This is a genomic window from Streptomyces sp. PA03-5A (genome assembly GCF_033792725.1).
Classification (GTDB): Bacteria; Actinomycetota; Actinomycetes; order Streptomycetales; family Streptomycetaceae; genus Actinacidiphila.
This window is the reverse complement of record NZ_JARAVL010000028.1, coordinates 1-24,797: the sequence shown is the minus strand read 5'-3', so window position 1 is coordinate 24,797 and position 24,797 is coordinate 1. Positions and strand designations below refer to the sequence as shown.

The window sequence follows — 24,797 nt, the reverse complement described above, 5'->3', positions numbered from 1 at the left end:
TCATCTTTCCTCGACATCGCCAGTAAACCTGGCTCCGGACCGATGGGCCAACCGGGCGCGGTGGCGCATGGCGTCCCGTGGGGGCGAAGGTGCCCGGAGGGTGCGCTCGTTCCCGGTTCTCGACGGGTGCGGAGGCATGGCGGTGCACCAGTGCCCCCCGACTCAGCGGATCCGGTACCCCACCCCGGTGATGGTCTCCACGACGCCCGGCTCGCCGAGCTTGCGCCGCAGGCTGCGGATGGTGACCCGCACGATCGTGGTGAAGGGGTCGATGTTCTCGTCCCACACCCGTTCCAGCAGCTGCTCGGCCGAGACCGGCCCGCCCTGCGCCCGGAGCAGTTCCTCCAGGACCGCGAACTCCTTCCTCGACAGCGGTACGAAGCGGCCGTCACGGGAGGTCTCGCGCAGGTGCGGGTCGAGGCGGATTCCCGCGCGCTCCAGAACCAGCGGGGCCGGTGGCCGCACCCTGCGGCCCAGCGTCCTGATCCGGGCCACCAGTTCGGCGAACGCGAAGGGCTTGACCAGGTAGTCGTCCGCCCCCAGGCGTAGCCCGGCGACGCGTTCGGCGACCGTCGTCGAGACGGTCAGCATGAGAATCTTGATCTCGGCCCCTTGGGAGGCGGTGCGTCGGCACACCTCATCGCCGTGCAGCTTCGGAAGGTCCCGGTCGAGCACCATCACGTCGTAGTCGTTGATCGCCAGCCGCTCCAGAGCCGCCTCACCGTCATGGACGACGTCCACCGCGAACGCCTCCTGCCGCAGACCTTCGGCTATGGCACCCGCGAGCAGTTCTTCGTCCTCCACGACCAGCACCCGCACCTTGCGTCTCTCCCTTCAGCCGTTTCTGCGCCGTCTGCAAGGCAGCGGTCATCTCTTGGTCTCTGCCCCGACGGCGCCTGTCCGGCCTCACCGGCGACGGCACGAGGCGGGCCCGTCCTCCGCTGGATCGCGACCGGACGACCGTGCCGCCAGGGCGTTCTCGGGCCTCTGCGATGCATTCAGGTTCGCCGCCGCTCCGCCCCTTGTCCCGGACCGGGGAGGTGGCGTGGGGGCCGGCAGCGGTTCCGACGCTCTCTTGCCACTATGCATCGCGCCACGTGAGGACAGCGTGAGTCCTGGTGCTCACCTCCGTTTCACCGGAGGCGTTGTGTAGTTCGAAGCATGAAGCACCGTCGCAGCAGACACCGCCGGGCAAGGAGGCGGCGCAGGGTTCTCGTCATTCCCTGCCTCGCGATCCTGGGAGTGTGCCTCGCGGGGGTCTTCGCCATCGCCGGGCGGGTCACACCTGGGCGGGCCGCGCCCGCGGCGCACAAGAGCCGTCCCTCGCCGACCACGCCCGCCTCGGCGCCTCCGCATGACTCACGCCCTTCAACGGCGCCGCGGAGTCCCCGGCGCAGTCCGTCGCCGCCACCGCCTCCGCGCATACCGCAGCACGGGGCCGGCACGTTCACCGCGGCCGCCGGCTCATCGGAGGCCGTCGGGCACGGCAGGACCCTGCGGTACGTCGTGCAGACCGAGGACGGCAGTGAACTGACCGCGGCATCCGTGGCCGCCGAGGTCGAACGCATACTGGCCGACGGCCGGGGCTGGACGACGAGCGGTGTGGCATTCCGGCGTGTGGAGGGGCCGCCGTACGACTTCCGGGTCCGTGCGGCGACCCCGGACACCGCGGATGCCCTGTGCGCCAGCTACGGCTTGGACACCCAGGGTGAGCTGAACTGCAACGTCGCCCAGACCGTCGTGGTGAACATCAAGCGCTGGATCCTGCTCAGCCCCCAGTACGAGGGCCGGCCCGCCGACTATCACGCGATGATCATCAACCATGAGGTGGGTCACTTCCTCGGGCGTGGACACCGGGGATGTCCTGGACCGGGCATGCCGGCCCCCGTGATGATGCAGCAGATCAAGGGGCTGCACGGGTGCGTCGCGAACCCTTGGCCTTACGACGGCCAGGGCAACCTGATCACCGGGCCGCCCGTGTCCCCCTGACATGCGCCCGTCGAACCGCACGGTGGACCTCCCGACTCGCGCAGCGTGTGCCGCTACCCCTCGTGCCGACCCGACCATTCCTGCTCACGGCCGGGGTCCGGCAGGACATGGCCGCCTTCGACCGCGGACCGCGCGGGGCTGTCCTGGATCACCACCAGAACGCGGCCCTCGGCGATCCCGGTGACGCGGGAGGCGGCCGCCGACAGTTCAAGCGCCAGGCGGGTGGTCTCCTCTTGCGGGTGGCCTCGCCGGGCCCACCCGGTGATCAGCAACGGCGCTCCGGGTTCTCCGCCGACGTAGACGCTGTCCGGGGGCAGTTCGGTGAAGGTCACGTTGACGTAGGCGGGCGGCACGTGGTTGATCTCCGAGTGAATCCGGGTGATCTCTCCGGCCAGTTCCCCCTTGGTTGCGACTTCCAGCGTCCCCTGAGCAGTGGTGCAGGTGTAGATGGGCACGTCAGCTCCGGACATCTGAGGCTGCGGGCGTGCCCCTCGACGCGAGGGGCGCGCCGGGGTCGTCGGGTTCGGGTGGGGGCTAGTTGGTGAGGGTGATGAGGTCGGTGACGGTGTAGGCGAGGTCGAAGTGGAAGCCTTTGCCGACGCGGTGGATGGGGAGATCGGCGAGTTCCTCGCCGTGGGCGGGGAGGAAGGTGAGGTCGGCGGTGCCGGCCCAGGCGTCACTCACGGCGGGATTGTCCAGGACGGCCATGACGAGTTCGTGGACGGCGGGCTTGTCGTGTTGTCCGGCGGTCAGGTTGGGGAAGTGGCGGAGGTTGATCAGGGGGCGGCCCATGAGCGCGGTGGGGTCGGGGACGGGCTGCCGGAGGGTGATGGTGGCTTCGGCGATGCGCTGTCCGGCGGAGGAGGCGGTGGCGGCGAATTGTCCGCCGGGGCCGAGGACGGGGGTGCCGGGGCCGCCGACGGAGTAGGCGCGGGTCTGGTGGACGGCGCCGAGCTTCTTGGGGAAGCCCTGGACCCAGCCGCGTGCCATGGCGGAGTCGTTGTCGACGTAGATGTAGGGGCACCAGGAGACGGGGGTGCCGTCGTGGTGGGCGTCCAGGGTGATGAAGAACTCGCGGTACTGGGAGCGCGCGGGGTCGAGGTACTCCAGGTGGGTGGAGGAGTACTGCCAGTCGATGAACATCGCGACGCCGCGGCCGGCGGAGTCCGGGTCGGGGGTCAGCCCCTCGGGCAGGGTCGTCGCGGCCGTGTCGGGGTCGGTGAAGAACTCGACGGCGACGACGGTGCCGGCGTAGTGCCACGGCGGGGCCGGCGCCAGGTTCGCGATGCCGCGGGGCGAGAGGGGGACGGTGTAGCCCTTCATGACGCGCACTCCTTCACGAGAGAACCAGTTGAAACGATACGTATCGTTTCGCCGATGACGACCTTAACAGGCGCCTACCGAATAACGAAACGATACGTATCGTTGCACTCGTGAGTTGGTCGTCACTTCCGGTTCGGTGGCCAGTGCGGTGGGCCGGTTCTGCACCGAAGACCCTCGACGCGGCACGGGACGTCCTGTCGGCACAGGTTCACCAGCCACTGCCCATCGAACCGCGGGTGTCGGCCCTGCGTCGGCGGTGCTCAAGCTGTCAAGCCCTCAATGGCCACGGGAAGACGGCGCGGGCCGCGCAGCACCGCGTTGGCGCGGTACGGCGGCGGGTCCTCGATCAGCCGGGAGAACTGGACCCGGCGGAAGAGTTCGGGCACGGCCGCATGGAGTTCCATGCGGGCGAGAGGGGCGCCGAAGCAGTAGTGGATGCCGGTGTAGAAGCCCAAGTGCTCGTTGTCCTTGCGGTCGGGGTCGAACCGATCGGGGTCCTCGAAGCGCCGGGGATCGCGATTGGCCGCAGCCAGCATGAGCCAGACCGGCGAGCCCTTGGGGATCGTGGTGCCGGCGACGTCGATGTCGGCCAGGGCGGTGGTCCACGGGACGAACTGGACCGGAGGCTCGTACCGCAGCACCTCCTCGACGAGCGGGACGGCCAGGTTCGGCTCCCTCTGGAGCCGATCGAGGACGTCGGGGTGGCGCAGCAGGGTGAGGGTTGTGTTGGTGATCGCGTTGACGGTGGTCTCGTGGCCGGCGACCAAGAGCAGCACCGCGGTGGCCTCCAGGTCTGCCGGTGTCATCTCGGGGGCGAGCGCGCTGAGCATTCCGGGGCCGGGGTGGCGGCGTTTGCTCTCGATCAGATCGGTCAGATAGGCGCCGATGTCCTGGCGTGCCCGCTGTGCCCTGTCCGCGCCGCCGTCGTCGCCGGAGCGGGGATCGAGTGACGACGCCAGGGCGTCCGCCCAGACGTGGAAGCGTGGTTCGTCCTCGCGCGGCACGCCGAGGACCTTGCAGATGGCGGTGACGGGAAGGGGGTAGGCGAAGTCCTCGACAATGTCGACCTGACCCTTGCCGGCGAAGGCATCGAGCAGCTCCGTGACGACCTTGGCCAGTTCTCCGCGCAGGCCGTCGAGGAATCTGGGGCTGTGCGGCGGGCCGAACGGCCGGTTGATCGTGCTGCGCAGCCGGTCGTGCAAGGGCGGGTCGGTGAAGATGAAGCTGGGCGGCAGGCCGGACTCCACCGGTTGCCCGATGCGGGCGAAGCCAGGTGAACGGTTGCTCGTGTCATTGCTCAGCCGCGGATCGTTGGCCAGGCCCCGCACCTCGTCATAGGTGCTGACCAGATAGGTGCCGTCGTCCTCCCGCCTGACCGGTTGCTTGCGCAGTTCCGCGTAGAGCGGGTACGGATCGGCCCGATTGGCGTAGTCGGTGATCTGCGCGGAGATGGGGCCGGGCGTCATGACGTCTCCTGAAAGCTCCGGGCCGCGCATGGCGGGTGGCAGGGCGTGTGACGGAACGAAGAACTGGACACGCCGTTCGCTCGGTGATGTGGCCCGTCAGCTTGACCGTGGCCCCATGGGTGGGCAGACGGGGCTCCGGGAAGGCCGGGTCGACCGGCGGCAGATTTGCCGCGATCTGCTGTCGGCGACAGCCTCATGCGAATCCGCTCCCTGTACGGGCCGCTGTGGCCGAGCCCCAGCAGCCGTCAGCACTGCGCCATGCGGTCCGTAGCCACACCTCAATTTCAGCTTCAATCCACCGCCCGGGTCCCGCAAGGCGAGGACGAGCCGGAAGACCAGGCCTCAGGCGAAAGGGCGCTCGATGCATCGGCGTCCGAAAGCCGGGCCCATGCACGCCAACGCGGCCGCCGAACCGCCGCCCCTCACGGAGGAACCGCGAGCGCGAGCCACGCAACGGTCACCGGGCACGCGCCGCATGTCCCCGGTAGAATCCTCAGCAGTTGGCTACGCCTTTTCACTGTGTGACCAGGGCGCGATCACCAGGGTCTGGGGTTTCCTCCGGGCGCCCAGGGTGAGACGTGCGGGCACCGAGTTCGGTCGACCCGCTCATGGTCTTTCGGGTTCGCAGGGCACGTTCCAGAGACCATGGACATGGCCGACCATCACCGTTCCGCGGGAAGCCGTGTGCACCGACGACCGGTGCGTTGGCGGAGAGGCCGGCAACGTGAAGAAGCTGCTCAGCCCCAGCGTCCCCGCCATCGGTCGCCCCTCCCGTCTGCCGGAGGCGGATGCCATCGACACCGCACACGCAGGCGGGACACCTCACGAACTCAAGAGCGACCTCATCGCCCTGCTGGGCGGGGACCAGGTGCTGCACCGCATCTCGGACCTCGTCCGGTACGCCTCCGACGCCGGCCCCTATCGCTACCTGCCCCAGGTCGTCGTCCTGCCACGCGACGTTCGCGACGTCCAGAAGTTGCTGGCCTACTGCCGCCGGAGCGGGCGGCACGCAACGTTCCGTGCCGGCGGGACCAGCCTCAACGGCCAAGCCCAGTCCGACGACATCCTCATCGACGTGCGCCGGCACTGGAACGGGATGGCCGTCGAGAACGACGGCGCGCGCTTGCGAGTGCGGCCCGGCACGATCCTCGGCCACGCCGCGGCGGTGCTCCGCCGGCACGGTCGACGCCTGGGACCGGATCCGGCCTCCTCCGACGTCGCCACCATCGGCGGAGTCCTCGCCAACAACGCGGGCGGGATGCGTTGCACCCTGGAGCGCAACGCGTACCACACCGTGGCGTCAATGACCTTCGTACTGCCATCGGGAACCGTCATCGACACCGCCGCAGCCGACGCCGAGGAACGATTCGCCACCGCGGAACCGGAGCTGGCAGCCGGCCTTGCCGAGTTGCGGGAGCACCTGCTCGCCGACAGCGAGCTCACCGCGCGCGTGCGCCACAAGTTCACCATCCGCAACACCACCGGATACACCCTTGCGGCACTGCTCGATACCGACACCCCGCTCGAGATGTTCCGGCGCCTGCTCATCGGTTCCGAAGGCACACTCGCCTTCATCGCCGAGGCGGTGATCGACACCCTTCCGGCCCCCACGGCGACCACGGTCACCTGGATCGTGCTCCCGTCGGTCGACGAAGCGGTCGCCCTCGTCCCCGGCTTGGTCGGTCTCGGCGCCGAAGCCGTCGAGCTGATGGTCGCACCCGCCCTCACCGCCGCCGCCCAGGCGTTCCCCAACACACCCGACTACTGGAAGACCCTCGATCCGGGCGCAGCGGCACTTCTCGTCGAGTTCGCCGCCGAGGACCCGGCCGGCCTCGACGAGGTCGAAGCCCGTGTCGCGGAGCTGGTCGGGGACGCGAACCTGCTGCACCCGCTGGACTTCACCCGGGACCAGGAGCTCATCGAACTGGACTGGCGCATACGCGAGGGCCTGCTCGGCATCGTCGGCGAACTGCGCCCGCCGGGCACCGCCGTGGTCAACGAGGACGTCTGCTTCCCGCCCGCCCGGATCGCCGAAGGTGCCGGTGACCTGCACGCCCTCCTGGCCGAGCACGGCTTCCTGCCGGGCGTCGCCGGTCACGCCGCGTACGGCAATCTGCACTTCACCCTGACGCCCAAACTGGCCGATTCCGCCGACCGCGACAGGTACGCCGCGTTCATGTCCGACCTCGTGGCACTCGTCGTCGACAAGTACGACGGGTCGCTCAAGGCCGAGCACGGCACCGGGATCAACATGGCGCCTTTCGTCCGCCACGAGTGGGGCGACAAGGCCACCGAGATCATGTGGCGGATCAAGGAGCTCGCCGACCCGCACGGCGTTCTCGCCCCCGACGTCATCCTCACCCGCGACGACGACATCCACCTGAAATCCTTCAAGTCGACGCCTGACATCGAGGACGTCGCGACCCATTGCATCGAGTGCGGGTACTGCGAGGCCGTCTGTCCGAGCCGCAACGTCACGACGACCCCCCGGCAGCGCATCGTGCTGCGCCGGGAGATGGCACGGCAGCCGGAAGGATCGCCGCTGCTGGCCCAGTTGCAGGCGGAATACGAGTACGACGGCATCGAGACCTGCGCCGTCGACGGCACCTGCGCCATCCCGTGCCCGGTCCACATCAACACCGGTGCGCTGATCAAGGGATTCCGGCGGGCCGAGGCAACGGACCAGCGCGAGAAGGTCGCGCTGGAGATCGCCAGGCGATGGGCGACCGTGGAGAAACTCGCCCGCACCGCCATGGGCGCCACCGACATCGTCCAACGAACCGTCGGCCCGAAGGCACTCACCGGACTGACGGCCGGCGCACGGCTCGCCATCAGCAACGACCTCATGCCGGCGGTACCAGGACCGATGCCCCGCAGCGCGGTGAGCAAGCCGCCACGGACCTCCCGCGACGGTGCGGCGGCCGTCTACTTCCCCGCCTGTGTCAACCGCATCTTCGGCCGCGACCCGGGGATGCCACGGCATCCTTCCCTGCAGCAGGCATTGGTCAAGGTTTCGGCGCGAGCCGCCAAGCCACTGTGGATCCCCGACGACGCGGCGGGCAAGTGCTGCTCCACGCCATGGAGCAGCAAGGGCTACACGAGCGGGCACGAATGGATGGCCGCGACCACGTGCGACGCCCTGTGGTCCTGGAGTGGGCAGGGCACCCTGCCCGTGGTCATCGACGCCGCGTCATGCACCAACGGCCTGCTCGACGACGTCAAGAACCACCTCGACGACGAACACCGCGCCCGGCTGGAACACATCACGCTCCTCGACTCGATCGCCTGGTGCGCCGGCCTGCTCCCGCACTTGACCATCACCAGGCGGGTGGACCGCGTGGCGGTGCACCCCACCTGCTCAACGGCACATCTGGGGCTGGGCAAGACCCTGCAAGCCATCGCAGGACAACTCGCTGCCGAGGTCCTCGTACCGGTCGGCACCACCTGTTGCGGCACGGCCGGCGACCGAGGGCTCCTCCACCCGGAGCTGGTCCTGTCCGCGACGCGGGACGAGAAAGCCGTCCTGGACAAGACCCCCGCGGATGCCTACCTGTCGGCCAACCGCACCTGCGAGATGGGACTGCGCCACGCCACCGGCCGCCCGTACGAGTCCTTCGTCTTCCTCCTGGAAGAACTGACCCGCCCCCCCCAACTGGCGCGTAGGGCAACGGGTTCCCATTTAGACACTCAGCCCGGCTCGGCGCCGTCCTCGGGCCGTACAGCCGACCACCTGGGTCTCACCAGCCGCGCACTAGAAGGATCATCACGGACCCGGCGATGAAGAGCGTCCCGCCGCCGCCCAGGAGGTATACGGCAAGGCGTTCGCCCTTGTACTCGATGTCCCCGCGCGTTCCGGTCTTTGCACGCTGTGGCTTGCTGGGATCGTAGATGGCCGGAACCACGTCGCCCGGCGAACCGATCGGCTCCAAGAGCACTTCGGAGAACTCGCCACCGGACTCACCCTCAGGCAGCTTGATTTCGAAGAAGAACCGGAGCAGGCCCCGCGCGGGCTCCGTACGGACGATGGTCGCCGCACCCTCGACCCCATGCCGCTCCAGTTTCCACAGGCGTCGGTAGACCCAAAAGCTGTGCAACTGAATGAGCACACCGCATGTGCCCAGAAACACGAAAAATACGCCCATGAGATCGATCAGGCCACCGGGCTCCCCCACCGCGCACCCCCCTCCTTGAAACCTCAGACCACAGTGCCGATGATTCGCCAGGCAAGGAACGTGTGGATCAACCGGACGACGGTGCGCTGCGGGATGTGCACCCCCGGATCGCGATGCAGATCCTCCGGCACAGCAAGATCGCGGTAACGATGGAGATCTACACGCATGTCCCGTCCGAGGCGACACGCAAGGCCCTGCGCAGGCTCGGCAAGCACCTCGACACGCAAGATCAACCGTAGTTGCTGTACTTCGCTGCTGTGCGGCACGACAAAGCCCCTGCCGGATCTCTCCGACAGGGGCTTTGAGCTGCTGTGGACCTGAGGGGATTCGAACCCCTGACCCCCTCGATGCGAACGAGGTGCGCTACCGGACTGCGCCACAGGCCCTTGCAACGAGGAAAACTCTAGCATCCCGGCGGGGGTGCTCCGCGCCCCCCGGCGCGGGGAGGTCACTCGTTGGCGGCGCGGGGGCGGTCGCGGTCGGCGTGCTGGTCGAACAGGGGGGTGCGGGAGCGGTCGCGGGAGCGGCGCGGGGTGACCGGGGCGGTGGAGAAGGTCGGCCGCGGGGCCGGGACTTCCCAGGTGTCCTCGGTGGGGACGCGCTGCTGGTCGACCCACTCGGCGTGGTCGGTCTGCTCCACGAGGGCGCGCCGGTCGGCCGTCGCGGGCTCCTCGGCGGGCGGTGCGGGCTCCACCACGTCGTGCGCGTCGAGAGGGGCGGGCTCGCGGGTCGTACGGGCCTCACGCAGCCGCTTGGCGGCGTCGGCGGCGCGGCGCTGGTCGAGCTTGACCACGAACCGGCGGCGTTCCTGGGCGCGCAGGTAGGCGATGTAGAACGTGAGCAGCACGGCGGGCGCGGCCGGGGCCCAGAGGAAGGCGACGCCGCCGACGGCGGCGACGATCATGCCCGCGGTGAAGCCCAGGAAGAGCAGCGTGATGGTGCGGCGACGGGCGGCGAGCACCTTGGCCCGCGGATTGGGCTTCTTCGACGTCCCGGACTTCGCCTGACCGCCCTGCTTCGCCTGCTTCGCCTTCTTCCCCGACGCGCCCGCCTGCCCGCTCTGCCGGGACGTCGGCTTCACTTCCGTCGCGGGCACGGCAAGGGCCCGGACGTCGACCGCGGGCTCCGCCTCGGCCTCCGATTCCGGGTCCTCCGTCTTGGCGTACCTGCGCTCCAGTGCCGCACGTCCGGACAACAGCCGGATGGCGGTGCTGAAGCGTTCCGTCGGGCGCGCTTCGTTGAGCTCGTCCTGCCTACGGAGCCACATCGGCACCAAGTAGGCAGCCCAGGCCCCGACGATGACTGCGTAGATGAGGCCGCTGCTGCTCACGCATCACACGGTAGGGGGGTTCGCGACAGGGCATACGCAATTTGGCGCGGTGTGTCGCACGATCTGGCTGATACTCCGAAATTTTTTTCTGATTGCGTTCAAGTCGGAGTCGGATCCGCGGCTATTTTCGAACAGATATTTTATTTGTGAGCCGTGCCAGGTCGGGCCTGGTGCCAGCGGTGGAGCATTCCCTCCGGCACCTCCTCCGCCGTCAACGCGAAGACCAGATGGTCACGCCAGGCTCCGTCGATATGGAGATAGCGGGGGCGCAGGCCTTCCTCGCGGAAGCCGAGTTTCTCCACCACCCGCCGGCTCGGCATGTTCTCCGGCCGGATGCAGACCTCGATGCGGTGCAGTCCCACCGCGCGGAAGCAGTGGTCGGCGGCGAGCGCGACCGCGGTGGGCATGACCCCGCGGCCGGCCACGGCCTCGTCGACCCAGTAGCCGACGTGGGCGCTGCACATGGAGCCCCAGGTGATGCCGGCGACGGTGAGCTGTCCGGCGAGCCGTCCCTGGTAGTCGATGACGAACGGCATCATCCGGCCCGCGGCGGCCTCGTGGCGCAGATGGCGGACCATCTGCCGGTAGGTGGGCCGCTGGGTGAGGTGGCCGGGGGGCGCCGGGGGGACGGTGGCCTCCCATGGGCGTAGCCATTCGCGGTTGCGCCGGTTCACCTCGCGCCAGGCCCGCTGGTCGCGCATCCTTATCGGGCGGAGGAGGACGTCCCCGTCCGCCAGCTCGGTCGGCCAGGACCCGTTCAGCTCGGTCTCCCAGACGTAGGGTGGTCGCCGCCGTGGATCTGCTCGACGGCATGGACGAGGATCGGGGCCAGGACGGCCAGGCCGTCCTTGACGCCCCCGGTCGACCCCGGGAGGTTCACCACCAGGGTGCGCCCGGCGACACCGCAGACGCCACGGGACAGGGCGGCGGTGGGCACCTTCTCGCGGCCCGCGGCCCGGATGGCCTCGGCGACACCGGGGACCTCGTAGTCCAGGACGGCGCGGGTGACCTCCGGGGTGCGGTCGGTGGGCGAGATCCCGGTGCCGCCGGTGGTGACGACGACGTCGTACCCCCCGGCCACGGCTTCCCGCAGCGCGCTGCCGACCGGCTCGCCGTCCGGGACGACGCGCGGGCCGTCGACCGTGAAGCCCATGTCCCGCAGCCCGGCGACGATCAGCGGGCCGCCCCGGTCCTCGTAGACCCCGGCGGCCGCGCGGTTGGACGCGGTGATCGCGAGCGCCCTCATCGGCTGCGGCTCCAGTCCCCGGACTTGCCGCCGGTCTTCTCCTCGACCCGTACGTCCGTGATGACCGCGGCCTTGTCGACGGCCTTGACCATGTCGACGACCGTGAGCGCGGCGACGCTCACCGCTGTGAGGGCCTCCATCTCGACGCCGGTGCGGTCGGTCGTCCTCACGGTGGCCGTGATGTCCACGGAGGAGTCGCCCACGACCAGGTCGACCTTCACCCCGGAGACCGCCAGCGGGTGGCAGAGCGGGATGAGGTCGGGGGTGCGCTTGGCGCCCATGATCCCGGCGATGCGCGCGGTGGCGAGGGCGTCGCCCTTGGGCACCCCCTCGCCGCGCAGCAGCTCGATGACGCGGGGCGACACCAGGACCCGGCCGGTGGCGCGGGCGGTACGGGCGGTGACGTCCTTCTCCGAGACGTCGACCATGCGGGCCGCCCCCGCCTCGTCGATGTGCGTCAGATGCTGCTGTTCTGTCATCGGTACGGCACTCCCACTGCTCGCCGCGTGCTCGCGTGGGCAGTAACGGTACCCGCTCAGTCGAGCAGCACGACCTCGACCTCCGAGCCCGCCGCGACCTCCGTCGTGTCCTCGGGCACCACGATCAGCGCGTTCGCGTGGGCGAGCGCCTTGACCAGGTGCGATCCGGCCCCGCCCACGGGGGTGACCCGGCCGGTGGAGGGGTGGTAGCGGCCGCGCAGGAACTGCCGCCTGCCCTTGGGCGAGGAGGTCAGTCCGCCCTCGCAGACGGCCTGCACGGTCGTCCGGAAGACCGGCTCCACGCCCATGAGGGTGCGGATCGCGGGCCGGACGAACAGCTCGAAGGAGACGTAGGCGCTGACCGGGTTGCCGGGCAGGGCGAGCAGCGGGGTGCGCTCGGGCTCCGGCGGCGCGGCGTCCGCGTCCTCACCGCCGCCCTCCGCCTCGCTGCGCGCGCCGACGTCGATGAAGCCGAAGCCCTGCGGCTTGCCGGGCTGCATCGCCAGCTTGCGGAACTCGATCTCCTCGCCGAGGGCCTCCTTCACCACGTCGTACGCGCCGACGCTGACGCCTCCGCTGGTGACCACGAGGTCCGCCCGGATCAGCTGGTCCTCGACGGTGGCCCGGAAGGTCTCGGCGTCGTCCGCGACCGCGCCCACCCGGTAGGACTGGGCGCCGGCCTCGCGGGCGGCGGCCGTGAGCATGAAGCTGTTGGAGTCGTGGATACGGCCCGGGCCCAGCTCCTCGCCGGGCGGGACCAGCTCACTGCCGGTGGAGACCACGACCACCCGCGGCCGGGGCCGCACCCGTACGGTGGCCCGGCCGACTGCGGCGAGCAGGGCGATCTGCGGCGGGCCCAGCACCGTGCCGGCGCTGAGCGCCAGCTCACCCGCGGCGACGTCGCTGCCCCGGGCGCGGACGTGGTCGCCCGGCCCCACGGGCCGGTAGACCCTGACCTCGCCGCCCACGGCGTCGGGGCTCCGGCTCGCGGCCGGCATGCCGACGACCGGAGCACCGCCGGTGCCGCCGTCGGTCCACTCGACGGGGACGACTGCCTCGGCACCGGGGGGCAGCGGGGCGCCGGTCATGATCCGGGCGGTCTGCCCGGGCCCCACGGTGGGCAGTTCGCCGCTGCCGGCCGCCACGTCACCGATGACGGTGAGCACGGCCGGATGTGATGCGTCGGCGCCCTGGGTGTCGGTGGTGCGGACCGCGTAGCCGTCCATCGAGCTGTTCGCGAAGGGCGGCAACGCGACCGGCACCATCACGTCCTCGACGAGGACGCACCCCTGTGCGTCGAGGAGTTGCAGCTCGATGGGTTCCAGCGGCTTCAGCTGCCGCAGGATGTTGTCGAGGTGCTCCGAGACGGACCAGACGCGGTCGGCCGTGCCACTGCTCAAGCTTGCATCTCCTCGCTGACATACGTGCGCAGCCAGGACCGGAAGTCCGGGCCCAGGTCATCACGTTCGCATGCCAGTCGGACAATCGCACGCAGGTAGTCGCCACGGTCTCCGGTGTCGTAGCGCCGGCCGGTGAAGATGACACCGTGCACGGGGCCGTCCGGGCCGTCCTGCTGGGCCAGTTCGCGCAGCGCGTCGGTCAGCTGGATCTCACCGCCGCGGCCCGGCTGGGTCTTGCCGAGCACCGCGAAGACCGCCGGGTCCAGCACGTAGCGCCCGATGACGGCGTAGGCGGAGGGGGCCTCGCCCGGCGCGGGCTTCTCGACGAGGTCGGTCACGCGGACCACGTCGCCGTCGGAGGTGGGGGCCACGGCGGCGGAGCCGTAGAGGTGGATCTGGCTCGGGTCGACCTCCATCAGCGCGACGACGCTGCCGCCGTGCTGCTCCTGCACCTCGATCATGCGGCCGAGCAGCGGGTCCCGGGGGTCGATCAGGTCGTCGCCGAGCAGCACCGCGAAGGGCTGGTCGCCGACGTGCGGCTCGGCGCAGAGCACGGCGTGGCCGAGGCCGCGCGGGTCGCCCTGGCGGACGTAGTGCATGGTGGCGAGGTCGCTGGACTCCTGGACCCTCGCCAGGCGGGCCTCGTCGCCCTTGGCGGTCAGCGCCGACTCGAGCTCGTAGTTGCGGTCGAAGTGATCCTCGAGCGGACGCTTGTTCCGGCCTGTGATCATGAGGACGTCGGAGAGGTTCGCGGCGACGGCCTCCTCCACGACGTACTGGATGGCGGGCTTGTCCACCACCGGCAGCATTTCCTTGGGAGTCGCCTTCGTGGCGGGCAGGAACCGGGTGCCGAGACCGGCGGCAGGGATCACAGCCTTGCTAATCCGGGTACGTGCGTGCGTCATGGGACAACGATAACCGCTGTATATGAGGTGAAGATGAAGTTGCGGTTGCTTGATGGGGATAGGCGGCGGTTGCGCGTCAAATGAGTGACAAAAACGTTAGCAAGAGGGAGTTGCGGGAGCACCTCCTCCAGGTGAGACGCGGGTTGACGGCTCGTGAACGCACAGTGGACGAGCGGGCGATCGCGCAACACGCCCTGGATCTGCCTGAATTGTCAGGCGCCCGGACGGTGGCGGCCTATGTGTCGATGGGCGGCGAGCCCGGCACCCGCACGCTGCTCGACGTGCTGCGCGAGCGCGGGGAGCGGGTGCTGCTGCCGGTCCTGCTGCCGGACAACGACCTGGACTGGGCCCCGTACGAGGGCTCCGGCGGCCTGGTGCGGACCGCCCGCGGACTGTACGAGCCCACCGGCCCCCGGCTCGGCCCGGCCGCGGTGACCGGGGCGGACGCGGTCCTGCTCCCGGGGCTGGCCGTCGACGGCCGGGGGCTGCGGCTGGGCCGCGGCGGGGGCTCGTACGACCGGGTCCTGGCCCGGCTGGACACGGCGGGGGTGACGCCCGCTCTGGTGGTGCTGCTGTACGCGCACGAGGTGCTGGACCGGGTGCCCGACGAGCCGCACGACCGGCCGGTCGACGCGGTGGTCACCCCGGAGGGCGTACGGCGCTTCGGGGACGGCTGAGGGAGGCGGACGAGGGAGCGGCGGACGGCCGAGGGGGGCGGGCCCGACGGCCCGCCCCCCTCCCGTGCTGGTCCTCGCACGCCGCCCGTGCGGGCTACGGGGTCAGCGCGAGGGTGTCCTCCGTGGCCCCGTCGACCCGCTGCTTGGTGAAGACCCACGGCAGCAGCTCGCCCTTGGCCCACTTGGTGGTCTGGTCGGTGTAGTGCGAGCTGTAGGCGTGGCCCGAGGCTCCGGTCAGGTTGATCCACCGGGACTTGTCGAAGTCGTCGAGCGAGACCACCATCCGCATCGACGGCACCCAGACGACCTCGTAGCCGCCGGCCGCGTTCCAGCCGGTCGCGTTGACCGCGGCCTCACCGCCGCCGAGCTGCCACGGGCCGCGGTTGAGCAGCCACCGGACGACCGCGGGACCGCCGGTGCCCAGGGTCTGGTTGCGCAGGTCCAGCGTGTGGAGGCGGCCCCAGCTCCAGGTGTCGATGTTCTTGCCGAGCTTCGCGGTCAGCTCGTAGCGGGCGTCCTTCATGGCCTGGGCGAGCAGCTCGTCACGGGTGGTGCGGGTCCGGCCGCTGTCCTTGTCGTAGAAGGCCGTGGGGGAGGTCGTCCACCACGGGTTGTCCTCGTCGTCCAGGATCGAGCGCACGACCTCGAACCAGCGGTCGCCGCCGTCCGGCTGCGCCTGGTCCGCGGCGCGCCGGCCGCACTCGCGCACCAGCTTGGACGTGCCGTCGAGGTCGTCGACCGGGCCGGACCGGTCGGCGGCCGGGACGGTCAGGCACTGGCCCTCGGGGCGCAGCTCCTTGGGCAGCTTGTTGCCGAAGGCCAGCTTGAGGACGTTGCGCCAGACGGCGTTGAAGTAGGCGGCGGGGGCGGAGTCGGAGTCCTGGTTGTAGTCCCAGCCCTCCAGCAGCTTCTGGGCGTTGCGGACGTAGTCGTCCTTGTCGTCCTTGATGTCGATCTTGAGCAGGTACGGCACCAGGAGCTTGGCGATCTCACTGCTGTTGTCGCCCTGCATCTCCTGCATGTCGTCCATGGAGACCAGGCCGCCGTCCTTGATCTTGGACTGGACCAGGTCGTTGATCCGCTGGCTGCGGGTGCCGTAGCCCCAGTCCCGGGTGAGCAGGTAGGGGTACTCGTCCTGGTCGACCACGGCCTGGTTGGCGGTGACGATGTAGCCGCGCGTCGGGTCGCGCTCGTACGGCATCGCGGAGAAGGAGATCCACTTCTTCCACTGGTACCGCGGGTCCCAGCCGGGGGCCGGGTAGGTGCCGTCGTAGCCGCTGGCGCGGACCGGGATCCGGCCGGGGGCCTGGTAGCCGATGTGGCCGTGGGCGCCCTTGTTGTCGGCGTAGATCAGGTTCTGGGACGGGACGGCGAAGTCGCGGGCGGCGGCCCGGAACTGGGCCCAGTCGGTCGCCGTGTCGAGCTCGAAGACCGCGTCCATGGTGTTGGACGCGTCCAGCGCCGTCCAGCGCAGGGAGACCGCGTAACCCTCGCCGCGGTCGGGCGCGGAGTTCGGTACCGGGGCGCGGTCGCCGACGGTGCGCAGCTCGGCACTGCGGTCGGAGATGACCGGGCCGTTCCTGGTGCTGCGCACCGTGATCGTGCGGTCGTCACCGCCGGCGACCTTGATGGTCTCCTTGCGGGTCTTGAAGGGCTGCTGCTTGCCGTCGTAGAGGTAGGTGTCGGCGGTGACCTTCTCCAGGTAGAGGTCGGTCACGTCGGCACCGAGGTTGGTCATGCCCCAGGCGATCGACTGGTTGTGCCCGATGATCACACCGGGCATGCCGGAGAACGTGTAGCCGGCCACGTCGAAGGGGCAGGCCTTGCCGACGCTGTTGCAGTGCAGGCCCATCTGGTACCAGAGCGAGGGCATCTGCGGGGCGAGGTGCGGATCGTTGGCCAGCAGCGGCTTGCCGGTGGTGGTGTGTTCGCCGGAGACCACCCAGGAGTTGGAGCCGATGCCGTTGCCGTTGGGGCCCAGCAGCGCGGGGATCTGGTCGAGGGTGTCGGAGAGCGAGGCCAGCTGGGACTGGACGTTCTGCGTCGCGTCGGAGGTGGAGGCGGCGTCGGTGCCGGTCCCCGTGCCCGTGCCATCGCCAGCGCCGTCGCCGGAACCCGTACCCGTGCCGGTGCCGGTTTCCGTACCGGTTCCGGAGTTCGTGCCCGATTCCGTGGTGGTTCCCCGCGGTTCGTACTCGTCCGTGAGGTCGTTGACCTTCCCGCCCTCGACGATCGGGTGGTTCCGGTCGTACGGGTAGTCGGGGTAGAGCTGTTCGATCTGCTTGCGGCTCAGCCGGCTCGACAGCAGCGAGCGGTCGATCTCGTCCTGCATGTTGCCGCGCAGGTCCCAGGCCATGGCCTTGAGCCAGGCGACCGAGTCGACCGGGGTCCACTTCTGCGGCACGTAGTCGTTGCTGAACTTCAGCGCCGCGTACTCGACCGACAGGTCGGCGCCGGAGTGGCCGTCCAGGTAGGCGTTGACCCCGTCGGAGTAAGCCTGGAGGTACGCCTTCGTGGTGGCCGACAGCTTCTTGTCGTACTCCTGCTGCGCCACCCGGCGCCAGCCGAGCGTGCGCAGGAAGGCGTCGGTCTCGACCTGGCCGCTGCCGAACATCTCGGACAGCCGGCCGGCGGTCAGGTGCCGGCGCACGTCCATCTCGTAGAAGCGGTCCTGGGCCTGGACGTAGCCCTGGGCGCGGAACAGGTCCTCGGCGGTGTCGGCGTAGATCTGCGGGATGCCGTTGCCGTCCCGCTTCACTTGGACGGCGCCGGTCAGGCCCTTGAGCTGCAGGGTTCCGGTGGTCTGCGGGAGGGAGGCGCGGACGGTCGCGACGCTCCAGTACGACCCGTAGACGATGCCCGCCACGAGCACGAGCACGACCCCGATCACGATGAGGCGCGTGCGGCGGGACTTCTTCTTGGCGGGCATCGATGTCCTTCGAACGGCAGGGTGGACCGATTGCTAGGGGCCACCTTAGGCGTACCGGCCCGTAGGTCCCCAGGCGGTGTCCTTACCTGTGGATGGAGATCGCCACAACGCCAAGCACAGGTAAAATATTAGGTAAGGCAATGAACTTCGTTGGAAGGACCGGCTCCTGACTGTCGACCGCCTCAATGAACTCCTGCTGGTGTGCGCCCTCGTGCTGCTCATAGCGGTGGTTGCCGTGCGCCTCTCCTCGCGCAGCGGCCTGCCCAGCCTGCTCCTCTATCTGGGCATTGGGGTCGCAATAGGACAGGACGGACTGGGAGTCGCCTTCGACAACGCCGAATTGACGCAAGTGCTGGGATATGCCGCACTTGTGGTGATTCTGGCCGAGGGTGGTCTAGGCACCCAGTGGCGGGAGATCAAACCGGCGGTCCCGGCGGCGGCGGTCCTGGCGACCTTGGGCATCGCGGTCAGCGTCGGCATCACGGCCTCGGCGGGGCACTACCTCGTCGGGTTGGACTGGCGGCATGCGCTCCTGATCGGCGCGGTCGTCTCGTCCACCGACGCGGCGGCCGTCTTCTCGGTGCTGCGCAGGGTGCCGCTGCCGAGCCGGGTGACCGGTGTGCTCGAGGCGGAGTCCGGCTTCAACGACGCCCCGGTGGTCATCTTGGTGGTCGCCTTCTCCGAGCACTGGCCCGTGCACAACTGGGGCCTGCTGCTGGGCGAGATCGCCCTGGAACTGGCGATCGGCGCCGCGGTCGGCCTGGCCGTCGGCATGCTCGGCGCGTTCGCGATGCGCCACGTCGCGCTGCCCGCCTCCGGCCTCTACCCGATCGCGGTCCTGGCGATCGCCGTCCTCGCCTACGCGGGCGGGGCGCTCGCGCACGGCTCGGGCTTCCTCGCCGTGTACGTGGCTTCCGTCGTGCTGGGCAACGCCAAGCTCCCGCACCGCCCGGCCACCCGGGGCTTCGCGGAGGGGCTGGCCTGGCTGGCGCAGATCGGCCTGTTCGTGCTGCTGGGCCTGCTGGTGACCCCGCACGAACTCGGCGACGACATCGTGCCTGCGCTGGTGGTCGGCCTGGTCCTGACGGTGGTGGCGCGGCCGGTGTCGGTGACGGCGAGCCTGCTGCCGTTCCGCACGCCCTTCCGCGACCAGGTGCTGCTGTCCTGGGCCGGGCTGCGCGGGGCGGTGCCCATCGTCCTGGCGACGATCCCGATGGTGGCGGGCGTCCGGCAGAGCGAGCGCATCTTCAACATCGTCTTCGTCCTGGTGATCGTCTACACCCTCGTGCAGGGCCCGACCCTGCCGTGGGTCGCCCGCAGGCTCCGGCTCGGGGACCCGGGGGCCGCGGAGGACCTGGGGATCGAGTCGGCGCCCCTGGAGCGGCTGCGCGGACACCTGCTGTCGGTACGGATCCCGGAGCACTCGCGCATGCACGGCGTGGAGGTCGGCGAACTGCGCCTGCCCCCGGGCGCGGCGGTCACCCTGGTCGTCCGCGAGGACAGGAGCTTCGTCCCGCTGCCCACGACGGTGCTGCGGCATGGTGACGAACTCCTCGTCGTCGCCACCGACCCGGTGCGGGACAAGGCGGAGGCCCGGCTGCGGGCGGTGGGACGCGGCGGCAAGCTGGCCGGATGGCTGGAATCGGGCGGTGGGGCCGGCCGTTAACATGGCTGTCGACAGTCACCACCAACTCTGCCTGACGCAGAGCTGGCGCGACCGCCCGGCGGCCGGAGAGACCCGGTATCTACCTCGGTCATGCGCGAGAGGACAGCTCTCGGCGCACAGGAACGCGACCAGGCGTCCAGGGTGCGCTACCAGGCGGCGGAAAGGCCCGGCCGTGGCATCCACGGTCACGCGTACGTCCCGTTCGTCCCGATCCTCCCGTCCGTCGGGTTCCTCCCGTCCTTCCCGTAGCGCGGCGCGCCCGGGATACGGGCAGCTGCTGCGCACGCCGGGTGCGTGGGCCTTCCTGCTGCCCGGGTTCGCCGCGCGCCAGCCCTTCGCGATGCTCACCATCGGCATCGTGCTGCTGGTGCAGCACACCACCGGCTCCTACGGCACCGCCGGTGCCGTCTCGGCCGTCACCGGCGTCGCCATGGCGCTGTTCGCCCCGCTGAGCGGCAAATTCTCCGACCGCTTCGGCCAGGGCGCCGTGCTGCTGCCCGGGGTGCTCGTCCACGCGGCGTCCGGGACGCTGCTCGCCGTGCTGGCGCTGGCGCACGCGCCGCTGTGGGCGCTGCTGGCGGTGGCGGTGCCCACCGGCGCCTCGGTGCCGCAGGTCGGACCCATGGTGCGGGCCCGCTGGGCGTCCACGCTGCCGGCCGGGTCGCCGCTGCTGCAGACGGCGGCGGCCTTCGAGTCGGTCACGGACGAGTTCACCTTCGTCATCGGGCCGGTGCTGGCCACGGCGCTGGCCACCGGGGTGCACCCGGCGGCCGGGCTGCTGTCCGAGGCCGTGCTGACGCTGGCCGGCGGACTGCTCTTCGCCGCGCAGCGGCGGACCGCGCCCGCACCGTCCCGGTCCGTCCCCGGGGCCCGGAAGCGGGAGGCCTCGGCGCTGACCGTGCCCGGCGTGCGGGTGCTGGCCGTGGCCTTCCTCGGGATCGGCGCCGTCTTCGGCGGCATGCAGGTCTCCATGACGGCCTTCACCGAGGAGATCGGGCGGCCCGGGATCAACGGCCTGCTCTACGGGACGTTCGCGGCCGGCAACATGCTCGCGGGCATCGCGTGCGGCGCCGTCGCCTGGAAGTCCGGACCCAAGCGGCGCATGGTGGTCGGCTACACGGCACTGACCCTGGCCACCTCGATGCTGTGGGCGGCGCACGCCGTGCCGCTGCTGGGCGGGCTCGGGCTGCTGGTCGGACTCACCATCGCCCCGGCCCTGATCACCGGCTACACCCTGGTCGACGCACTCGTGCCGGCGGGGATCCGTACGGAGGCCTTCACCTGGCTGACCGGCGCGGTGGCGCTGGGCCAGGCGGCGGCCGCCACCGCCGCCGGGCGGCTGGCCGACGGGCTCGGGGCGAGCGCCGGGTTCACCGTGCCGCTGGTGGGCACCGGCCTGGCACTCGTCACGCTGCTCGTGCTGCGTGATCGGCTCGCGCCGAGGCGGTCCGAAGTGGTCGCGGCACGCGGCGCAGGAACCGGCCACGGCAGTGGCATCGGTCACCGAGAGCCGGTCACGGTGGACTGAGGCCGCGGAATGCTGCACTATTGACCGTCGTTAGCACTCAATGAGTCAGAGTGCCAGGAGGAGCAAGTGCCGACGTACCAGTACCAGTGCACCGCCTGCGGCGAGGGCCTCGAGGCGGTGCAGAAGTTCACCGACGACCCGCTGACCGAGTGCCCGGCTTGCAACGGCCGGCTGCGCAAGGTCTTCTCCGCCGTCGGCGTCGTCTTCAAGGGATCCGGCTTCTACCGGACCGACAGCCGCGGCTCGTCGTCCAGCAGCACGCCGGCCGCCAAGAGCAGCGGCTCGGAGTCGAAGTCCTCTTCGGACTCCAAGAGCAGCGGCTCGGCCGGCTCAACCGGCTCCTCCAGCGGCTCCACCAGCTCGGCGAGCACCTCGGCCGCCTGAGCGGAGCCCACGGCACCCTCGTCTGGTGAAGGCCCCCGTCGCGGGCGACGGGGGCTTTCTGCGTGCCCGCCCGACCGGTTTCGTGCTGCAGCGCCGAGGCCTTCGGTCGCAGACTGGAGACATGCTGAGTGGTTGGGTCGTCGACCGGCCCGGACCCATGGTCACGGAGCCGCTGGTGCGCGTCGGACGCCCCAAGCCGGTGCCCGGACCGCGTGAGCTGCTGCTGCGCGTGGAGGCGTGCGGCGTGTGCCGCACCGACCTGCACCTGGCCGAGGGGGACCTGCCGCCGCACCGCCGGGAGACCGTCCCCGGACACGAGGTGGTGGGGCGGGTCATCGGCACCGGCGAGCGGGCCGGCCGCTTCGCCGAGGGCGACCGGGTGGGCGTCGCCTGGCTCCGCGGCACGTGCGGGAACTGCGCCTACTGCCTGACCGGCCGCGAGAACCTGTGCCCGTACTCGCTCTACACCGGCTGGGACGCCGACGGCGGCTTCGCCGACTTCACCACCGTGCCCGAGGACTACGCCTACGCGCTGCCCGAGGACGCCGACGGCCGTGACGCCGTGCACCTGGCGCCCCTGCTGTGCGCGGGCATCATCGGCTACCGCGCCCTGCGCCGCAGCGACCTGCCGGCCGGCGGGCGGCTGGGCATCTACGGCTTCGGCGCGTCCGCGCACATCGCCGCCCAGGTCGCGCTGGCCGAAGGGGCGACCGTGCACGTACTGACCCGCTCGGAGCCGGCGCGGGAGCTCGCGCTGGAGCTCGGTGCCGCCTCCGCGGGCGCGGCAGCGGACCGGCCACCGGAGCCGTTGGACGCCGCCATCCTCTTCGCCCCGGTCGGCGACCTGGTGCCGCCCGCCCTGGAGGCCCTGGACCGGGGCGGCACGCTGGCGATCGCGGGCATCCACCTCAGCGACATCCCGGCACTGAACTACCAGCGCCATCTGTTCCAGGAACGCAGTCTGCGCAGCGTCACCTCCAACACACGACAGGACGGACAGGAATTCCTGGCCCTGGCCGCCAGGATCGGGATCCGGGTGACCGCCACTCCCTATCCCCTGGACCACGCGGACCGGGCGCTGTCCGACCTGGCCGCCGACCGCGTCAACGGTGCGGCGGTCCTGGTGCCGGGCTGAGAGGTGGACGGGGCCGTGGACGGCGCCGTGGGCGGTGCCGTGGGCGGTGCCGTGGGCGGTGCCGAACGGGACGGGTGGGGACGGGTGGGGACGGAGCCGGGCGACAGCGAGAAGGAGGCACCGCCATGGACACCACCCACGGACCGGTCGTGGTCGGCACGGACGGCTCGCCCCGCGCCACCGCTGCGGTGATGTGGGCCGCCGGTGAGGCCGTGCTGCGCGATCGCCCGCTGCACATCCTGCACGCGGCCGGCATCGAGACCCGTTCCGGCAGGAACCTGTCCCCCGAGACCGCACAGCTGGTCCTCGACGGCGGCCGCGCCCTGCTGGACGAAGCGGCGGCTTCGGCCACCGGCCGCTATCCCGACCTGGCGGTCTCCACCTCACTCGGCAAGGGCAAGCCCGCCGAAAGCCTGCTGGCCCAATCCCTGGCGGAGGGTCTGACCGTCGTCGGCTGCCGTGGACGCGGTGGCTTCCACGCACTGCTGCTGGGCTCGGTCGGGCTGCGGGTGGCGACCCAGGCTCGCGGGCCCGTGGTCGTCGTGCGGGGCAGCGAGCAGCCGTCCACCGGTGTCGTCCTGGTCGGGATCCGGGACGAGACCGATCTGGCCACCGTGCGCTTCGCCGCCGACGAGGCCCGGCTACGGAAGGCCACCCTGCGCCTGCTGACCGCATGGAGCCTGCTCGGGGCCGTGGGCGAGATGGTGCCGGGGCTGGACGACGCCACGTCGGTCGGTGACCGGGAGGCAGCGGCGGAGCAGCATGTCGCCGACACGATCCGCGAGGAGTATCCGGACATCACCGTGACCGTGGACCTGGCCAAGGCCTCCTCCGCGAGCGGTGCCCTGGTGGATGCCTCGGCCCATGCCGATCTGCTCGTCGCTGGTGCCCGACGGCATCAGCGCTCCAGCGGCCGGCTGGCCCATGTGACCCACGCCGTGCTGCACCACGCACACTGTCCCGTGGCCGTCTTCCACCACCCTTGACCCCGGATCCCCTGGGCAGGCGGGCCGCGAAGGTCTCTCCGCGCGCTACACGGTGCGTATGAGGCTGCCCGTGATGTGGGTGGGGACGATGCGTATCCACAGATCGTCCTCACCCCCGGACCACGGGCCGGGGTGGGCCTCCAGGACGCGAGCATCCTCAGGATCGACGACGTGCTCGGCGACCCCGAGGACGAGCACGCTCCATCCCGCGCTGAGGCAGGCGTCGAGCTGATCGACCTCGAAGGCGACCTCGCTGCCCTGGGCGAGGGACGGGGGTGCGCCCGCGGCCGTGCGGTAGACGATCGCCCCGTCGACGACCGCGTAGTTCACCGGGACGACCGCGGGGTGGCCGCCGCCGGTGGTGAGCGCGATCCTGCCGACGTCATGGCCGGACAGCCGGGTCCAGCACTCCTGCGACAGCAGTTCCTCCATCACCGGCGGGCCCGCGGCCTCCGTCTCCCCGGGGACGTGCTCGGCGTCGCCCCCCAGGAGGTGGCTGGCGGTGGTCCGCAGCGCCCCCGCGAGCCGGAGCAGGGCGTTGGTCCCGATGGTGTGATGGCACTGCTCCTCCACGTACCGCACGTAGCTCGGCGTCATACCGGCCTTGGCGGCCACTTCCTCGCGGCTGAGCCCCAGTTGTTCCCGCCGCTGCGCGACGCGACGGCTGACGTCCCCCGGATGGGCTCTCGACCTCTCGGACGGGCCGTCGCGCAATGACTGCCTGGGCACGTCGACCACCTCCCGCTCTCGGGCTCGGACGCTTCGGTTCGTTACCAGCAAGCACACCACCGCGGGCGCCGCGCCGCCAGACCCGCCCGGCCCATCCCCTCGAACGGGTGACCGAGTTATCCACAACCGGTCGGTACTCCACAGGCCGCCGAGGGGCCGCGCCGCGATGCGTCATGGTGGTCCTGCCAGGCCGGATGCGCCGGTGGACGAGGGCCCTATGACGGGGGTGGTCGAGATGGTGGACAGCGGTGGCTGCGCGCTGTGGACGGACGGCGGCGAGGTGCCGGAGCCGCCGGCGGGGGCGGGGGCGGGCGCGCCCGCCACGTGCGCGGTTCCGGTGTTCGCACCGATCAGGGCGGGTGGCGGGCGGCACCGGTTGCGGCGCGCGCTGCGCCGCCGGCGGCGGATGATGGCCGCGGGCCTGGCGATGACCGCGGCCGCGCTGGCCGCCGC

General features: G+C 70.9%; 22 protein-coding genes, 1 tRNA gene and 1 pseudogene. 10 read left to right on the top strand and 14 right to left on the bottom strand.

The window, feature by feature from the left end; genetic code table 11:
• Window positions 1–162 precede the first annotated feature (162 nt).
• Complete coding sequence (locus PV410_RS30210) at window positions 163–819, bottom strand: response regulator transcription factor (protein ID WP_500328932.1); 657 nt, start codon at window positions 817–819, stop codon at window positions 163–165.
• A 342-nt stretch (window positions 820–1,161) separates the two neighbouring features.
• On the opposite strand from PV410_RS30210, the gene PV410_RS30205 reads away from it, so the two are divergent.
• Window positions 1,162–1,989 carry a DUF3152 domain-containing protein gene (locus PV410_RS30205; protein WP_500328931.1) on the top strand — a complete coding sequence of 276 codons (828 nt, stop codon included), beginning with the start codon at window positions 1,162–1,164 and terminating at the stop codon, window positions 1,987–1,989.
• Between the two features lie 53 nt (window positions 1,990–2,042).
• On the opposite strand, the gene PV410_RS30200 is transcribed toward PV410_RS30205, so the two are convergent.
• From PV410_RS30200 to PV410_RS30190, 3 genes are all read right to left on the bottom strand, one after another.
• Window positions 2,043–2,444, bottom strand: coding sequence for a tautomerase family protein (locus tag PV410_RS30200; RefSeq protein ID WP_500328930.1), 402 nt, complete (start codon window positions 2,442–2,444; stop codon window positions 2,043–2,045).
• A gap of 79 nt (window positions 2,445–2,523) precedes the next feature.
• Window positions 2,524–3,312 (bottom strand): acetoacetate decarboxylase family protein, encoded by a 789-nt coding sequence (locus tag PV410_RS30195; protein ID WP_500328929.1) that lies wholly within the window; start codon window positions 3,310–3,312, stop codon window positions 2,524–2,526.
• 260 nt (window positions 3,313–3,572) lie between these two features.
• Window positions 3,573–4,778, bottom strand: coding sequence for a cytochrome P450 (locus tag PV410_RS30190; protein ID WP_500328928.1), 1,206 nt, complete (start codon window positions 4,776–4,778; stop codon window positions 3,573–3,575).
• Window positions 4,779–5,502: 724 nt separating this feature from the next.
• Between PV410_RS30190 and PV410_RS30185 the strand changes: the two genes are divergently transcribed.
• Window positions 5,503–8,559: an FAD-binding and (Fe-S)-binding domain-containing protein gene (locus PV410_RS30185; RefSeq protein WP_500328927.1), complete on the top strand. Its 3,057-nt coding sequence runs from the start codon at window positions 5,503–5,505 to the stop codon at window positions 8,557–8,559.
• Here PV410_RS30185 and PV410_RS30180 read toward each other — a convergent pair.
• Window positions 8,516–8,950: a DUF3592 domain-containing protein gene (locus PV410_RS30180; protein WP_500328926.1), complete on the bottom strand. Its 435-nt coding sequence runs from the start codon at window positions 8,948–8,950 to the stop codon at window positions 8,516–8,518. The genes PV410_RS30185 and PV410_RS30180 overlap by 44 nt on opposite strands.
• Before the next feature lie 62 nt (window positions 8,951–9,012).
• Here PV410_RS30180 and PV410_RS30175 point away from each other — a divergent pair, with 62 nt between their 5' ends.
• Window positions 9,013–9,189 carry a tyrosine-type recombinase/integrase gene (locus PV410_RS30175; RefSeq protein ID WP_500328925.1) on the top strand — a complete coding sequence of 59 codons (177 nt, stop codon included), beginning with the start codon at window positions 9,013–9,015 and terminating at the stop codon, window positions 9,187–9,189.
• A gap of 73 nt (window positions 9,190–9,262) precedes the next feature.
• Here the strand turns inward: PV410_RS30175 and PV410_RS30170 are convergent.
• The 7 genes from PV410_RS30170 to PV410_RS30140 form a co-directional block, all read right to left on the bottom strand.
• A tRNA-Ala gene (locus PV410_RS30170) sits at window positions 9,263–9,336 on the bottom strand.
• Between the two features lie 62 nt (window positions 9,337–9,398).
• The gene (sepX, locus tag PV410_RS30165; RefSeq protein WP_500328924.1) at window positions 9,399–10,280 is read right to left on the bottom strand and encodes a divisome protein SepX/GlpR; all 882 of its coding nucleotides are present in this window, start codon (window positions 10,278–10,280) and stop codon (window positions 9,399–9,401) included.
• A gap of 140 nt (window positions 10,281–10,420) precedes the next feature.
• The gene (locus PV410_RS30160) at window positions 10,421–11,041 is read right to left on the bottom strand and encodes a GNAT family N-acetyltransferase (RefSeq protein WP_500329012.1); all 621 of its coding nucleotides are present in this window, start codon (window positions 11,039–11,041) and stop codon (window positions 10,421–10,423) included.
• On the bottom strand, window positions 11,038–11,526 hold the full coding sequence (locus tag PV410_RS30155) for a MogA/MoaB family molybdenum cofactor biosynthesis protein (protein ID WP_499512326.1): 489 nt from the start codon (window positions 11,524–11,526) through the stop codon (window positions 11,038–11,040). The genes PV410_RS30160 and PV410_RS30155 overlap by 4 nt, the downstream gene beginning before the upstream one ends.
• A complete protein-coding gene (gene moaC / locus PV410_RS30150) occupies window positions 11,523–12,005 on the bottom strand; it encodes a cyclic pyranopterin monophosphate synthase MoaC (RefSeq protein WP_500328923.1) in 483 nt (160 codons plus the stop codon). The genes PV410_RS30155 and moaC overlap by 4 nt, the downstream gene beginning before the upstream one ends.
• A gap of 56 nt (window positions 12,006–12,061) precedes the next feature.
• A complete protein-coding gene (locus tag PV410_RS30145; RefSeq protein WP_500328922.1) occupies window positions 12,062–13,405 on the bottom strand; it encodes a molybdopterin molybdotransferase MoeA in 1,344 nt (447 codons plus the stop codon).
• The gene (locus PV410_RS30140) at window positions 13,402–14,310 is read right to left on the bottom strand and encodes a UTP--glucose-1-phosphate uridylyltransferase (protein ID WP_500328921.1); all 909 of its coding nucleotides are present in this window, start codon (window positions 14,308–14,310) and stop codon (window positions 13,402–13,404) included. Before PV410_RS30140 ends, PV410_RS30145 begins: the two co-directional genes overlap by 4 nt.
• A gap of 80 nt (window positions 14,311–14,390) precedes the next feature.
• Here PV410_RS30140 and PV410_RS30135 point away from each other — a divergent pair, with 80 nt between their 5' ends.
• Window positions 14,391–14,987, top strand: coding sequence for a 5-formyltetrahydrofolate cyclo-ligase (locus tag PV410_RS30135; protein ID WP_500328920.1), 597 nt, complete (start codon window positions 14,391–14,393; stop codon window positions 14,985–14,987).
• 94 nt (window positions 14,988–15,081) lie between these two features.
• Here PV410_RS30135 and PV410_RS30130 read toward each other — a convergent pair whose 3' ends face one another.
• Window positions 15,082–17,916, bottom strand: coding sequence for a penicillin acylase family protein (locus PV410_RS30130; protein WP_500328919.1), 2,835 nt, complete (start codon window positions 17,914–17,916; stop codon window positions 15,082–15,084).
• Window positions 17,917–18,082: 166 nt separating this feature from the next.
• Here PV410_RS30130 and PV410_RS30125 point away from each other — a divergent pair, with 166 nt between their 5' ends.
• From PV410_RS30125 to PV410_RS30105, 5 genes are all read left to right on the top strand, one after another.
• Window positions 18,083–19,582, top strand: a complete 1,500-nt coding sequence (locus PV410_RS30125) for a potassium/proton antiporter (protein ID WP_500329011.1) — start codon at window positions 18,083–18,085, stop codon at window positions 19,580–19,582.
• A gap of 274 nt (window positions 19,583–19,856) precedes the next feature.
• The gene (locus tag PV410_RS30120) at window positions 19,857–21,110 is read left to right on the top strand and encodes an MFS transporter (RefSeq protein WP_500329010.1); all 1,254 of its coding nucleotides are present in this window, start codon (window positions 19,857–19,859) and stop codon (window positions 21,108–21,110) included.
• 66 nt (window positions 21,111–21,176) lie between these two features.
• Complete coding sequence (locus PV410_RS30115; protein WP_500328918.1) at window positions 21,177–21,494, top strand: FmdB family zinc ribbon protein; 318 nt, start codon at window positions 21,177–21,179, stop codon at window positions 21,492–21,494.
• Between the two features lie 121 nt (window positions 21,495–21,615).
• Window positions 21,616–22,629, top strand: a complete 1,014-nt coding sequence (locus PV410_RS30110; protein ID WP_500328917.1) for a zinc-dependent alcohol dehydrogenase family protein — start codon at window positions 21,616–21,618, stop codon at window positions 22,627–22,629.
• A 125-nt stretch (window positions 22,630–22,754) separates the two neighbouring features.
• On the top strand, window positions 22,755–23,615 hold the full coding sequence (locus tag PV410_RS30105; RefSeq protein WP_500328916.1) for a universal stress protein: 861 nt from the start codon (window positions 22,755–22,757) through the stop codon (window positions 23,613–23,615).
• Between the two features lie 45 nt (window positions 23,616–23,660).
• Here PV410_RS30105 and PV410_RS30100 read toward each other — a convergent pair whose 3' ends face one another.
• Window positions 23,661–24,344, bottom strand: coding sequence for a helix-turn-helix domain-containing protein (locus PV410_RS30100; RefSeq protein ID WP_500328915.1), 684 nt, complete (start codon window positions 24,342–24,344; stop codon window positions 23,661–23,663).
• A 217-nt stretch (window positions 24,345–24,561) separates the two neighbouring features.
• Between PV410_RS30100 and PV410_RS30095 the strand changes: the two are divergent.
• Window positions 24,562–24,797 (top strand): annotated as a pseudogene (locus tag PV410_RS30095) (hypothetical protein); the annotation flags it as partial.

What these genes read in the sequence shown, in the direction of transcription:
- PV410_RS30195 (WP_500328929.1), bottom strand. Translation starts at nt 3,312, where the DNA reads ATGAAGGGCTACACCGTCCCCCTCTCGCCCCGCGGCATCGCGAACCTG.
- PV410_RS30155 (WP_499512326.1), bottom strand. Translation starts at nt 11,526, where the DNA reads ATGAGGGCGCTCGCGATCACCGCGTCCAACCGCGCGGCCGCCGGGGTC.
- PV410_RS30135 (WP_500328920.1), top strand. Translation starts at nt 14,391, where the DNA reads ATGAGTGACAAAAACGTTAGCAAGAGGGAGTTGCGGGAGCACCTCCTC.
- PV410_RS30190 (WP_500328928.1), bottom strand. Translation starts at nt 4,778, where the DNA reads ATGACGCCCGGCCCCATCTCCGCGCAGATCACCGACTACGCCAATCGG.
- PV410_RS30110 (WP_500328917.1), top strand. Translation starts at nt 21,616, where the DNA reads ATGCTGAGTGGTTGGGTCGTCGACCGGCCCGGACCCATGGTCACGGAG.
- PV410_RS30105 (WP_500328916.1), top strand. Translation starts at nt 22,755, where the DNA reads ATGGACACCACCCACGGACCGGTCGTGGTCGGCACGGACGGCTCGCCC.
- PV410_RS30130 (WP_500328919.1), bottom strand. Translation starts at nt 17,916, where the DNA reads ATGCCCGCCAAGAAGAAGTCCCGCCGCACGCGCCTCATCGTGATCGGG.
- PV410_RS30140 (WP_500328921.1), bottom strand. Translation starts at nt 14,310, where the DNA reads ATGACGCACGCACGTACCCGGATTAGCAAGGCTGTGATCCCTGCCGCC.
- PV410_RS30205 (WP_500328931.1), top strand. Translation starts at nt 1,162, where the DNA reads ATGAAGCACCGTCGCAGCAGACACCGCCGGGCAAGGAGGCGGCGCAGG.
- moaC (WP_500328923.1), bottom strand. Translation starts at nt 12,005, where the DNA reads ATGACAGAACAGCAGCATCTGACGCACATCGACGAGGCGGGGGCGGCC.